The sequence below is a fragment of the Microbulbifer hainanensis genome (genome assembly GCF_014904735.1).
In the GTDB taxonomy this organism is placed as follows: domain Bacteria; phylum Pseudomonadota; class Gammaproteobacteria; order Pseudomonadales; family Cellvibrionaceae; genus Microbulbifer; species Microbulbifer hainanensis.
On record NZ_JACZCR010000031.1, the window covers coordinates 110,665 to 124,399 of the forward strand.

A 13,735-nucleotide genomic window follows, 5' to 3' on the forward strand; every position below is an offset into this window, starting at 1 on the left:
TGCGCATCGTGAATATGCAAGTCAATCCGCACGACTTCATTGGGGAGCAGGATTTAGAGCTGCAGGAATGGCTGGAATCGCTCGATGATATCCTGCGCCACCAGGGCGCTGATCGCGCACAGGAAATCTTGCGGGTGCTGCAGGAGCGCCTTGTCAGCCGCGGTGTGCAACTGGACGGGGCTCCACTGAACACTCCCTATCGCAACACGATACCCCTATCCGAGCAGCCGGCTTATCCCGGTAATCTCGAGGTGGAGCAGCGGATTGAAAATATGATCCGCTGGAATGCCATCGCCATGGTCTTGCAGGGCGCCGATAGTGGTACCGGTGTGGGCGGCCATATCGCCACTTACGCTTCCGCCGCTACCCTGCTCGAGGTGGGCTTCAATCATTTCTTTCGATGTCGAGACGCGGACTACGGTGGTGACCTGGTCAACGTACAGGCCCACGCCGCACCCGGTATTTATGCGCGCGCCTTTCTGGAGGGGCGGCTCACCGAACGGCAGCTGCGTAATTTCCGGCGCCAGTTACAGCCCGGTGGCGGTCTCCCGTCTTACCCGCACCCGCGCCAGCTGCCGGAATTCTGGCAGGCGCCAACCGCTTCCATGGGCCTTTCAACGCCCTCAGCCATTTATCAAGCCCGTTTTACCAAATATCTGGAAGCCCGGGGGTTGAAACCAGCTAACGGCGGCAAGATCTGGAATTTTATCGGTGATGGCGAGGCGGATGAGCCGGAAGTACTGGGTACCATCAATATCGCCGCACGGGAAAAACTCGACAACCTGGTACTGGTAGTGAACTGCAACCTGCAGCGCCTCGATGGCCCGGTACGCGGCAACGGCAAGATCATTCAGGAACTGGAGCGCAGTTTCCGCGGTGCCGACTGGCAAGTGATCAAAGTGGTCTGGGGCAGTGGCTGGGATACCTTGCTGCAAAATGATCACAGCGGCGTGCTACAAAGACGCATGGAAGAAACCCTGGATGGCGATTACCAGATGTATTCAACCAGGCCCGGCGGTGCACAGCGCGAGCACTGGGTGGAGAACTCCCCCGAACTGCAGGCACTGATGAGTAGCCTGACCGATGAAGAGGTCAGGGAGATCAAACGCGGCGGCCAGGATGCGAAAAAGATCTTTGCCGCTTTTGCCCGGGCGGCGCAAAGCTCCGGCAAGCCCACCGTGATACTGGTCAAAACGGTAAAAGGGGACGGCCTGGGTGATTCGACCCAGGGTAAAAATACCGCGCACCAAAAGAAACAGTTTTCCGCCCAGGAGCGCATCGCTATCGGCAGGAAACTCGGCATTCCGCTCGCGGAGGAGGAGTTGGCGCGCGCCGATTTCTATTCTCCGGAAGAGGGCTCCGAGGAGCTACGCTATCTGCGGGATAGGCGCCGCGCGCTCGGCGGTGGTATGCCGTACCGACGGGTAGAGGGGGCAGCGCTGAAGGCGCCGGACCGCGCACTGTTTGACGAGTTCTATAACGGCAGCGGAGAGCGCGCCCTGTCGACCACCATGGCGGTGGTGCGCATTATGGCCAAGCTGATCAAAGACAAGCAGGTCGGCAAGTACATAGTACCCATCGTTCCGGATGAGGCGCGCACTTTTGGCATGGAGGCGCTGTTCCGTGAGGCCGGCATCTATGCCCCCGGTGGGCAAAAGTACCTGCCGGTGGATGCCGACAGCCTGCTGCCGTATCGCGAGGCGGCGGACGGGCAGGTTCTGCAGGAGGGGATCTGCGAGGCGGGTGCCATGGCGTCTTTTCTGGCCGCCGGTACCGCTTATGCCAACCACGGCGTACCGACGATACCGCTGTATATCTTCTACAGTATGTTCGGCTTCCAGCGGGTGGGCGACATGATCTGGGGCTGTGCCGACAGCATGTGTCGTGGTTTCCTGCTCGGCGGCACCGCCGGTCGTACCACCCTGAACGGCGAGGGGCTGCAGCATCAGGATGGCCACTCCCACATACTGGCATCGACGGTGCCGAACCTGCGCAGCTACGATCCCGCATTTGCCTACGAACTGGCAATACTGCTGCGCGACGGTATCGAGGTGATGTACGAGCGGGGTGAGCAGGTCTTTTACTATATTACCGTTTACAACGAGAACTACCCGATGCCGGCGATCCCCGACGCTGCGCAGCAGCGAATCGAGGAGGGGGTGAAAAAGGGTCTTTATCTTTTCCATCCGGCGGACAGTGGAGGGCGAGAGCAGCCATCGGTGCAGCTTTTCGGTAGCGGCAGCATTATGCAGCAGGTACTCGAAGCGCAGACTTTACTGGCTGAGCGCGGTATCGCGGCGCATGTGTGGAGCGTGACCAGTTACACGGAGCTGGCGCGGGATGCTGAGCGGGTAGAGCGCCTGAACCGGATGGCGCCCGGTAAAAAACGCCAATCCTACCTGGAGCAGGTACTCGGTTCGGTGGATGGCCCGATAGTGGCGTGTAGCGACTATATGCGCGCGCTGCCCGCCAGCATTGCGCGCTGGGTTCCGGGACAGTACGTGACACTGGGCACCGACGGCTTCGGAGTGTGTGAATCACGGCAGCACCTACGCAAGTATTTCGAAGTGGATGCCTCCAGTATTGCCTATGCCGCGCTGGCGGCACTCTGTGACCGAGGGGAGATCAGTGCTGACAGGCTCAGCTCACTGGGTGAAGAACTCGACATTTTTGGTGAATTTCCCCGCGCAGCAGAACGCGAATTTCTCGGCGAGCCATTTGTGTGAGCGAGGATTGAGCCCCCAACCGGTTTCATTTTGGCATCCGGTAGGGGACTCTATCAGAAAGCCCTCAGTATTCCGTCAGTACCGGGTACTTCAGATAGGCCTGATCATAGTAGGGGCTTCGCTGGTAGAAGAAGTCCATGCGCGCGCGGGGATCGTCGGCGAACGCCTTATCCTGCAGGCGCTTTTCAAATTCCTTTTTCAGTGCAGGGTCCTGTTGCAGCATCTTCTCCGCCAGCGGGATCAGTGCATAGGGCTCGGCGTATTCAGTGCGCTGGAAAATCTGGTTGAAGAATCCCCACTGGAATAAAGAATCCGGCCCGCGCGGATCCAGTAGCGCGACCGCCAGGCTTCCCAGCGGCTGGTCGGTACTGATTTTGACGAAGTCATTCAGTGAGACCTGCACCGGCTTTTCGGAAAAAGTACCGGAAACGCGGAAGTGCCCCTCGAAGGGACTCTCGGCAAACTCGTGGCCGTCGACAGTCAGCTGCGTCAGTTTGGCGGATTTCCGCTGCGGCTCGCTGACCTGTATTCCGTGTGCCTTCAGGCGGGCCAGCACCAGTGCGTCTTTTTTCGGCAGGTAATACGCCCTGGGCACGCGCACTTCCACCGCCTTGACGTTGTCGGCGAAGACCGGCAATTCAGGGTAATCCTTGGCCTTGCCCAGCCACACGACCTGTTCGGTACCGGTAATCGGGTTCATGGCTTTCTTGTAGGCCATGCCCTTGAACGGCTGCTTGGCAAAAACCGTCAGGTCCGGCTTCTTGTTGGTATCCCAGGCGAGCACCTGGGTTTCGGGGCGACGTTTCTGGTCGCTGGCGATGGCCTTCTCTAGAGACTGCCTATCCTCTCCCAGCGCTTGCAGGGCTGCTTCGAGAAACACATAGGTGCCCAGCACCCGCTGCCGGAACGGTTTGAGGGAGTGGTTTTCGATCAGTACTGTCGGTGTGTGGCGCAGGTCGCCGAGGCCGTTGGAAAAACGAGGCAGGGCGGTCCAGTGGGTGATGCCGTCAGAAAATTCCTGCGGGTTCACGCCGAACACCAGCGGTCCCGGGATATGGCCGGCGTCGGTCAGCGCCTTGTCTAGCCTGCCGCGCAAGCTGTTGTCCAGCCAGTGGGCGATGTCGGGGGAATCGCTGGCAAATGCAGCGGTATAGCCGTAGGTAATATCGTACTGGTAGTCCTCACCATCGGTGACGTGAATGTCGAGATAGAGATCCGGCTTGTAGCTGTTGATGACATCCATCACCGCGCGCAGCTCCGGCGTGTCGAGCTTGGTGTAATCGCGATTGATATTCAGGTTGTTGCCGTTGCTGCGCCAGCCGGCGTTTTCCGGGCCGCGCTGGTTCATGCGGTTGTAGGGACCGGTGCGCTCGTGGCCATCGACATTCAGGATCGGCACGATCAGCAAGTTGGCGCGCTCTACCAGCTGGCGCAGTTTGCGGTTACCGGTGACGTAATCCCGCAGCAGCATCAGGCTGGCATCCTTGCCGTCGATTTCACCGGAATGGATACCCGCCTGCGCCAGCAGGGTGGGCTTGCCGTTGGTCTTGGGGTCGCTGCCGCCGGCGGTCAGGGTGACCAGCTGTACTTTGCGCCCACCGGAGGAGGTGCCGATATCCATGGTCCTGATGTCCGGGCTCGCCGCTGCCAGGCGATCGATAAACGCGCGGGTTTCCCGGTAATTCGGCGTGGTGCGAAAAGCGCTGGCCTCGGCGGGTGTGACCCAATCGCCCTTGTTCACGATCAGCTGTTCCGAAGCGCCGTGCCAGGGTAGGAGTTTCGGCAGTGGTGCGCTCACTGGCGCTTCACTGTGGGCGGTACAGGGTGCAATAACGGCGGCCGTTACAAGGCAGCGGGCGAGCAGGGAAGTGCTTGCCCGGGTAATGGAAGTAAACATGAACAATCGATCCCCAAAAGCAGTCGATAACCGGTTTTATTGGTTTGATGCGTCCATGATAGGGCAATTGCCACCAAGGCGCATTGCTCGGGGTATTAATCGGTGGGGTTGTGGCGCTGGCGATTTACGGTTGCAGTATTTCCAGTGTGCGCGTATCCGCCTGCCCGCGGTAATAGCGCCCGAGAAGCTGCTCGAAAATACAATTTCTCGGCTCTGCAGCCGCAAACAGTGTCAGTGATGAGCGGAGTTTCATGTCGTCGGGGCTGCCGAATATATCGTGCGCGGATCTGCCTTCCAGTTGCATCAATTGCTGGCAGCACTCCTGCAGTCGTTCCCCCAGAACCGGATGTTCCAGATAGGCCTTCGCCTCCTCCAGGCTGTTGATCGCGTAGCGCTGCGCCATGGCACTGTGCCCGAGTCCGGCGATCTGCGGGAAAATGAACCACATCCAGTGAGAACGCTTCTGGCCATCGGTCAGTTCCGCCAGCGCGTCGGCATAGACATCGCGCTGGGCTTTCTCGAATCGCTCCAGGTCGAAAGGGTCATTCATGCGGATTTCCTGAATCTGCTGCTAATAGCGGTGATTAAACCAGAGCGCTCCCGCGGCAGCCAGCGGCTGCCCGCGAGATACTAGAGCCTGGAGGGATGGCTGTCCGGATCCCCCTCGATGTGGGGTTTGTCGCTGTGTGACAGCCCGTGCTCGCCCGTTTCCGGTTGCTCCCAGGTGCCGTCTTCGGTCCAGGGATCCTCTTCGGGAAACTCTTCGATATAGATCTCCTTGTTCTCGTAGTCCGGCTGGTAACGTAGGTCGTAGTGCGCCGCGCGGACGATGGAGACGCAGAGTAAAAACGCCACGAGAATCAGTGGTACGCCGCCAATCACACTGGCGGTCTGCAGGGTTTCCAGGCCGCCCAGGAACATCAACGTAACCGGCATGAAAGAAAGCGCGAAAGCCCAGAACAGCCGGTTCCAGCGCGCCGGTTCCTCGTCCACTTCTTTCTGGACTACCGCCGCCAGAATATAGGAGATGGAATCGAAGGTAGTCGCGGTAAATATGATCGCGAGGACGGTAAACAGCGCAATCACAAACTTGCTCAGGGGCAGGGTGCCGAGGATGGCGAAGATCGCGGTGGTCGCATCCTGATTGTTGAGAATGTCGATCACGTCGAGCTGTTCGGTAAACTGCAGATAAATACCGTAGTTGCCGAGCACCATAAAAAACAGGAAGCAGCCCAGGGTTCCGAAGAAAATCGACCCGGCAACCATGGCGCGGATAGTCCGGCCGCGGGAGATACGGGCAATAAACAGCCCCACGCTAGGCGCAAACACCAGCCACCAGGCCCAATAGAAAATGGTCCAGTCCTGCGGGAAGTGGGTATCCGGGAATTCCTTGAACTGTGAGAAGGGTTCTGTCCACGTGGCCATATGGAAAATATTGTCCAGTACCCTGCCAAATGCATCCAGGCCGGTGTTCAGCATAAACAGCGTGGGGCCGACGAGAAATACGAAAAGCAGCAGGATGGCGGCCAGCCACATATTGATATCGGACAGCAGGCGAATGCCTTTTTTCAGACCGACGTAGGCGCTGTAACCGAAAATCGCGGTGCAGATGAGGAGCACGGTGATGCGGGTGGCGAGGTTGGTCGGCACCCCGAACAGTTCATGGGCGCCCTGGTTGATCAGCGGCGCGGCCAGACCCAGCGTGGTGGCGCCGCCACCGAGCATGCCGAAGATAAAGAACACATCCACCAGCTTGCCGAGGGGGCCGCGGGCACGCTGCTCGCCGAGCACCGGCATCAGCGCCTCACTGATTTTCAGTACGCTGTGGTTGCGGACATAGTAAAAATAGGCGATGGGCAGTGCGGGAATCAGGTAAATAGCCCAGGCCAGCGGTCCCCAGTGAAAAATTCCATAGGCTGCGGCCCAGCGCACCGCATCCGGCGTGCCTCCGGGAATATCGAATGGCGGGGTCTGGTAATAAAATGCCCACTCGATCATCGACCAGTACAGGATCGAGGCACCGATACCAGAGCAGAACAACATGGACGCCCAGGTCATGGTGGAAAATTCCGGATCCTCCTCTGCAGTGCCGAGCTTGATCTGCCCGATATCGCTGAAGACCACGTAAATCATGAAGAGTATCGCACCCAATCCCAGGGTGAGATAGAAAACGCCAAGCTTGTCAGTGACGAACTGCTTGGCGCTCATCACCCAGGCTGCACCGGCTTCCGGAAAGAAGATCAACGGAAGGGTGACTGCCAGTAACAGAAAAAGGGAGCCGAGGAAGGTCGGCTTGTCGATGATTTTGTTCCAGCTGTTCGATGACAAGGGAATCTCCACGAAATCGTCATGTGGATTGGCGGCATCCCTGTCTGGTCAGCTCTGGATTGGCAAGGTGAGCGGACTGAAATCTTGCCACGGTGATGTGACGTATAAAGCCTAGACAATGGCGCGGGAAGGCTCCAGTTCGTTCCAGAATATTCGCAGTGAATCCGCGGTATTCGGTCATGGCGCAGTCTGGCTCCAGGATCCGATGGAGCCATGGCGTGAGCAGATATCCGCCATGGGACTCACCGGTCTAGAAGTGTTGCTCGACGCGGCTTCCAGGGGTGTACCGATGAAGCGTATTAATGAAACCGGTGAGACATCGGCCCTGGTGACCAAAGGCCGTGATCCCTTTTTACCTTGATGAGCCCCTGTCCAGACTTCGCCCGGCAAAAGACCCCGCCAGGCCAGCTATGATAAAGCCACACCGCGCACCGACTGTTCGCCAGCTGCGTACGCACAGATCAAAATTACGTCCAATAATTCATGAACTATGCCGACCTGACAATCCTGGCGCTGTTTGTGTTCGTTTACAGTGCCATCAGCGGCCGCGCCGACCGGACGCCGATTAATGGCGCCCTGGTATACACATTATTTGGTTTACTGTTGGGGGGGCACTGTCTCGGGTTGCTCACGTTGAACGTGGGCTCTGAGGGGTTGCGGTCACTGGCGGAGTTGACCCTGGCACTGGTGCTGTTTACCGATGCGGCCAACGCCGACTTGAGGGTGCTGCGTCAGACGATTGCGGTGCCGCGCCGGTTACTGCTTGTGGGGCTGCCGCTGACCATTGCGCTTGGCATTCTCTTCGGTGTGCTGCTTCTACCGGATCTTGACCTATTCACTGTGGCAGTACTGGCAACCATGTTGGCGCCCACAGATGCGGCGTTGGGGAAGGCCGTAGTGACTAACGAGGACGTGCCGGACTATATCCGCCAGGGCCTCAATGTGGAGAGCGGGCTTAACGACGGTATCTGCGTTCCCATCCTGTTTATTTTTCTTGCGCTGGCCACTGGTGAGGCGACGCGCGAAGCGACTCCCATGTTGGCGGTGACACTGGTACTGGAGGAACTGGGTATCGGCCTGGTGGTGGGTGTTGCGCTGACCTTTCTGATGGCGAAGCTGTTGCGCGGTGCAGTGCGACTCGGCTGGATTGAGGAAACCTGGCGGCAATTGCCGGTGGTGGCGATGGCGCTGGGCTGTTTTGCGATGGCGCAGTGGATCGGCGGCAGCGGTTTTATTGCGGCATTTTCCGGCGGGTTGCTGTTTGGCGCACTGGCGCGAGAGGAAAAGTCCGAGCTCCTGACCGCTGCGGAAGGAATCGGCGATACCCTGGCACTGCTGACCTGGGTAGTGTTCGGTGCCGCTGTCGTGGGTAACTATTTCGGCCAGCTGACCTGGTCAGTATTGCTGTATGCGCTGTTGAGCTTGACTGTCGTGCGGATGCTGCCGGTATATCTGTGTCTTGCCGGCACCGGCCCGAATCGCTTTGAAAAGTGGTTTATGGGTTGGTTTGGCCCGCGCGGACTGGCCAGCATCGTGTTTGGCGTCATCGTGCTGGGCAAACAGTTGCCCGGCAGCGAAACGATTTCCCTGGTGGTGGTTTGTACCGTTCTCCTGAGCGTGATTGCCCACGGTCTCAGCGCCAATCCACTGGTCGCCAGACTGGCTCGCGCGGAAAAGCGCGGAAAGCATTCCCCTGGTCACTGATGCGGCGCCGATGTGAATATCGAGAGCTTCAAGCTGACGCGTACAACGAAGGAAGCCGTGAAAACGGCGACGGCAATGACGCTGACCTATGGCATCGCCCTGGGCGCCGGCTGGAACAAGCCGATGTGGGGAGGGTTCGCAGTCGCCATGGTAAGCCTGTCGACACTGGGACTGTCGCTGAACAAGAGCGCGCTGCGCTTACTCGGTACGCTGGTCGCGGCCGTGGTGGCACTGTGCCTGATTGGCCTGTTCCCGCAGGAGCGCTGGATGTTCATGGTGGGACTTTCACTGTGGGTTGGCGTTTGCGCTTATATGATGCAGGGCTCCAATCGCGCCTACTTCTGGAACGTCTGCGGTTTTGTCAGCGTAATTATCTGCGTCAGTGTCGTGACGACGTCGGCGAGTCCATTCCAGGTCGCTATTTTACGGGCACAGGAAACGGGTCTGGGCATTCTCGTGTACAGCCTGGTCGCGATGCTGATCTGGCCCCGTCACAGCCGCGATCAGTTTCTCGACGCCTTGACTGCCCTGAACACCAGCCAGAGCCAACTCTACGAGCGATGCTGTAGCGCGCTGCGGACTGACCGTCCGCTAGGGCAGAGCGAAGAATTGCGTGCCGATATTATCCGTCTGCAGGCCGGCCTCGACGCGCAGTTGGAGGCGGCGATCGCCGACAGCTATGACATCTGGGAAAGTCGGCGGCAATGGCGCGGGGTTCTGCTGCAGTCCGCGCGAGTATCGTCGGCGCTGGAACAGTTGGCGGAGGGCCTGACTGTGCCGAAAGGTTTTTCTCCGGAAAAACTCTTTCCCAACCTGGAGGTATTTACGCGCGGTGTGGCACAGCAACTGGCCGCAGCGGGGCAACTATTACGTGGAGAGAAGCCGCCGCATTACGGCGCGGAAAGCGCGCTGGAAGCGGACAATTCAGTGCTGCAGACGCAGCCATTGTACGACGTCGGATCGCTGGCGTTGCTGCGTCACCAGCTGGTTGACCTCGGTACACAGGCACATGCGCTGCGCGCGGCGCTGGAGCCCGGCCGACAAAAAAAGTTTCCCGAAGGCAGGCAGCCGGTCTTCACCGGGTTCACGCTGGGCTGGATGCCGGACACTGACCGGGTGGCGACGACCCTGCGGATCATGCTCGCCTTGTGGATGGCTTATCTCGTCTATTTATATGTGGATGGCCTGCCGGGTGGCCCTACCTTTGTAATGCTCACCGGCTCTCTGACGTTGGCCCTGGCCGGCACGCCACAACTGAGACCACTGCGGGTTGTGCTGCCATTTACTGCTGTCAGTGTATTGATGAGCCTGATTTATCTTTTGGTCATGCCCCGACTCACGGGCTTTCACGAGCTCGGCCTGCTGATATTTGCCGTAACCTTCGGCATCTGCCAGAAGTTCGGCAGTCCGGCGAAGCAACCGGTCAAAATGTTTTTATTGGCGCTGTTTGTCAGCTTCGTCGCTATCAACAATTCGCAGAGCTACAGCTTTCTGAGTGTCACGACATTGTGGATGGTTTTTACGCTGGTATTTCTACTGCTTGCCGTCGTCAGCTATTTTCCCTTTTCCCCCCGTCCGGAAAAAGTCTTCCAGCGACAGATGCGCAGTTTCGTCCATAGCTGCGCCACTCTGTTGTCGGACTTGGCGACGTTTGGGCAAGGCGGCGCCCAATCACCCGTGGACCTTTCATTGCGAAGTTGGCGGATCCGCTACCACTGTCATGCGCTGGCTACACTTCCAGCCAGGCTTGCCAATTGGTCGAAGCTGGTTGAGTCGCGCTATCTGCCGGTCGATTCGAGCGGCCAACTGCAGCAACTGGTATCTGCGGCGGACACCCTGGGTTTCCAGATACGAAACCTAGTTGAGGCCAGCCGGCAACGGGGGAATAAAGTACAGGGGGAACACACCACGGTGAGTGACGCCTGGCGAGCATCCGTCAGTGCCGCGTTGGCGGAGTTTGCGGCAGCGCTAAACCGAGTGGAAGTGCATGTCTCCGGCGATACGACGCTGGACGAGAGCCGGCAGGCGCAGCAGCAAACGCTGGCGGCGGCACTGCAGGCGGCTGCCGCGGATTCCGATATGTCGGTTACGCCGGAGACCGAGCACATCCTGCGAATCGTTGGCATAGCGCAGGGAATCAGCCAATCCCTGTTGGCACTGGTCCGCGCGGCCAGGGGGATTGAGTGGCCGCGCTGGAATGAGGAGCGTTTTTATTGAGCCGAGAATTGGGAACAACGTTATGCCAATTCCACAAGAATTCACCATCGGCGGCGTGTATCTGCCGCCGCTGCTGATCGCCGCGCTGCTCGGGCTGGCCGCAACCAGCCTCACGGCCCGGCTTCTGGATCGCTATCATCTGTCGCGATACTTCGCCCATCCGCCGCTGGTTCTGATCAGTCTCTGTGTGCTTTACACGCTGCTGATCGGTACTTTGTTCATCGGGATCTGAAGATTGAATCCGTCGCGAAAATTTCTGTTAACCGGTCTGGTCGTCCTGCTGGCAGTGTTGGCAGTTCTGCTGAAATACTGGGATTTTCTCCGCAATCCCTGGACCAGGGACGGGCAGGTGCGCGCGGCGGTCATTCAGATAACGCCCAATGTATCTGGACAGGTCGTGGAGTTACCGTTACGGGACAACCAGCTTGTTCGCAAGGGGGATCTGTTGTTCCGGGTGGATCCGCGCCCATTCGAGGCCAGCCTGGCCGAGGCCCGCGCGGACTACGACAAGACCGGCGACAGCTATCTGGCGCAGGAGCAGCAGGTGCAGGCGGCGGCCGCCCAGGTGGAAATTTCCCGGGCCGCCGTGAAACAGGCGCAGAGCACCATCAAGGAAGTCGATGCGGTCATCAAGAAAAACCGCGCGGAATTGCAGCGGCAGTTGCAATTGCTTCCGCAGCGGGCGACTTCGCAGAAGTCGGTGGATTTTTACCAGGCGCAGTACGACGTGTCGCTGGAACAGCGCAAGAGCGCCGAAGCGGGCCTGATTCAGGCGCACGCTTCATTGACCGGGGCGGAGGCGGACCTGGAGGAAGCGCGCGCGACGCTCGGCAAGCTCGGCGAAGCCAATCCCAGTATTCGCGCGGCGCGCGCCGCCGTGCACAAAGCGGAGCTGAATGTGGAGTACACCCAGGTCAGGGCGCCCGTCGATGGTTACGTCACCAATCTCAATTTGCGCGCCGGCAGTCACGCGGTGGCCAACCAGCCAGCACTTGCCCTGGTCGATGCCAACAGCTTTTGGATCGATGGTTACTTCAAGGAGACCTCTATTGCCCGCATCGGACGGGGGGATCGCGCCATCGTGACATTGATGGCCTATCCGGATATTCCGCTGGAGGGCACTGTAGACAGCCTCGGTTGGGGGATTGCGCAACAGGACGGCAGCACCGGGAACGATCTGCTGCCCAATGTGAGCGCGACTTTCGAGTGGATTCGACTTGCACAGCGGGTGCCCGTGCGTATTCACCTGAAGGAGTTACCACAGGGGGTCGATTTGCGGGTCGGTATATCCTGCTCGGTAATGGTTAAAAGCGGCACCGCCGCTGAAAAACAAGATGGCCCGGCGCCGGACCGTCAGTAGCGGCCATCGATGCGCCGCCAAGCGTTTGCCCTTAGCTGGCTTTCTGCTGGCGAGCGCCTTGACCGGCTGTATGCTGGGGCCCGATTACCAGCCGCCGCCGGTGCCCGTTGAGGACAACTGGATGTATCGGGGTGATCCGCGCATCAGTAGTGACGAAGCCGTAGATCCGCTGTGGTGGGAGCGTGCATTCGCCGACCCGCTGCTCAATGAACTGGTTGCGGTTGCACTGCAAGAGAATCTCACGCTGCGTTCCGCGGCACTGCGAATGCTGCAGTCACAGCAGCAATTGGCGATAGCGGTCGGCCAGCAGTTCCCCCAGATGCAGCAGCTGACTGGCTCGGCATCGCGGACAAAAGACAGCGGCATAATTTTCGAGGACTACAGGGTCGGCTTCAACCTGAGCTGGGAGCTGGATATGTGGGGACGTTTCCGGCGCCAGGTGGAGTCGGCTTCGGCTGCGCTGGATGCGAGTGTTGCAGGTTACGACGGTGTGATGGTCTCGACCGTGGCCCAGGTCGCGCAGACCTATATCCTGATTCGTACCACCCAGGCCCGGCTGGATGTGGCGCGACATAATATCGCGCTGCAGGAGCAGAGCTACAACATCGCCCGCGCCAAAGTTGAGGCCGGCGAGGTGAGTGAACTGGATGAGGACCAGGCGGAGACATTGCTGTACAACACCAAGGCGACGGTACCGGAACTGGAAGTTACCCTGCAGCAACTGAAAAACGCGCTTGCGCTGCTACTGGGGTTGCCACCGCACAACCTGGACCGGGAGTTGGGCACTTACGGGAAAATTCCCGTGACCCCGGCGACGGTTGCCATCGGTATGCCGCAGGATTTGCTGCGCCAGCGGCCGGACGTGCGTGCGGCGGAGCGGCAGCTCGCCGCCCAAGCTGCGCAGATCGGCGTGGCGCGGTCAGACCTGTATCCGGCCCTTTCCATTGGCGGCGCGATCGGCTCCCACGCGATGAGCGCGGGGGACTTGTTTGAGGGACCGAGCGAGACCTGGAATCTGTTCGGCGCATTCGAGTGGAACCTGTTCAACTACGGCCGGCTGCGCAGTAACGTGCGCTTGCAGGATGCCCGCTTTCAGCAGCTGCTGGAGGACTACCGCCAGACGGTATTGCAGGCCCAGGGCGATGCGGAGAATGCCATTGTCGCCTACCTGAAATCCTACCAGCAGCTGGCGTTGTACCGCAGGGCGGCAGAGGCCTCGTCGCGTTCCGTCGGCATTTCCAACGCCCAGTACACCAACGGCTTGGTCGACTTCAATACGGTGATCAGCACCCTGAATGCAGATGCCCAACAACAGGATCTGCTCACCGCAGCCAGAGGCGCCGTGGCCGTCAACCTGGTCCAGGTTTACCTGGCGCTCGGAGGTGGCTGGCAAATTCGAGAAGGAATGGCGCCGGCGGACCTGCTACCGGAAGGTACCAGGGAGGAAATGCAGGAACGCACCAAGGCGTGGCGGGGACATTTGCAATGATAGGGATTTCAGCG

Annotated in this window: 9 protein-coding genes; 6 read left to right on the plus strand and 3 right to left on the minus strand. The window is 59.5% G+C overall.

The features are described 5' to 3' along the window. Positions 1-14: 14 nt before the first annotated feature. On the plus strand, positions 15-2,726 hold the full coding sequence (gene aceE, locus IG168_RS12585; protein ID WP_193164879.1) for a pyruvate dehydrogenase (acetyl-transferring), homodimeric type: 2,712 nt from the start codon (positions 15-17) through the stop codon (positions 2,724-2,726). A 64-nt stretch (positions 2,727-2,790) separates the two neighbouring features. Here the strand turns inward: aceE and IG168_RS12590 are convergent, their stop codons facing one another. From IG168_RS12590 to IG168_RS12600, 3 genes are all read right to left on the minus strand, one after another. Continuing rightward, complete coding sequence (locus IG168_RS12590; RefSeq protein ID WP_193164753.1) at positions 2,791-4,623, minus strand: M14 family metallopeptidase; 1,833 nt, start codon at positions 4,621-4,623, stop codon at positions 2,791-2,793. 124 nt (positions 4,624-4,747) lie between these two features. After that, positions 4,748-5,173 (minus strand): DUF1810 domain-containing protein, encoded by a 426-nt coding sequence (locus IG168_RS12595; RefSeq protein ID WP_193164754.1) that lies wholly within the window; start codon positions 5,171-5,173, stop codon positions 4,748-4,750. Between the two features lie 80 nt (positions 5,174-5,253). Then, positions 5,254-6,951, minus strand: coding sequence for a BCCT family transporter (locus IG168_RS12600; RefSeq protein WP_226876935.1), 1,698 nt, complete (start codon positions 6,949-6,951; stop codon positions 5,254-5,256). A gap of 483 nt (positions 6,952-7,434) precedes the next feature. Between IG168_RS12600 and IG168_RS12605 the strand changes: the two genes are divergently transcribed. From IG168_RS12605 to IG168_RS12625, 5 genes are read left to right on the plus strand one after another with little or no spacing between them, the layout of a single operon-like run. Then, positions 7,435-8,655 (plus strand): cation:proton antiporter, encoded by a 1,221-nt coding sequence (locus tag IG168_RS12605; protein ID WP_193164756.1) that lies wholly within the window; start codon positions 7,435-7,437, stop codon positions 8,653-8,655. 12 nt (positions 8,656-8,667) lie between these two features. Next, entirely contained in the window at positions 8,668-10,872 is a 2,205-nt protein-coding gene (locus IG168_RS12610; RefSeq protein ID WP_193164757.1) for an FUSC family protein, read from the plus strand. Positions 10,873-10,894: 22 nt separating this feature from the next. After that, the gene (locus IG168_RS12615) at positions 10,895-11,104 is read left to right on the plus strand and encodes a DUF1656 domain-containing protein (protein ID WP_193164758.1); all 210 of its coding nucleotides are present in this window, start codon (positions 10,895-10,897) and stop codon (positions 11,102-11,104) included. Positions 11,105-11,107: 3 nt separating this feature from the next. After that, positions 11,108-12,232, plus strand: a complete 1,125-nt coding sequence (locus tag IG168_RS12620; RefSeq protein WP_193164759.1) for an HlyD family secretion protein — start codon at positions 11,108-11,110, stop codon at positions 12,230-12,232. Further along, on the plus strand, positions 12,207-13,721 hold the full coding sequence (locus tag IG168_RS12625; protein WP_226876937.1) for an efflux transporter outer membrane subunit: 1,515 nt from the start codon (positions 12,207-12,209) through the stop codon (positions 13,719-13,721). Before IG168_RS12620 ends, IG168_RS12625 begins: the two co-directional genes overlap by 26 nt. Positions 13,722-13,735: the final 14 nt, after the last annotated feature.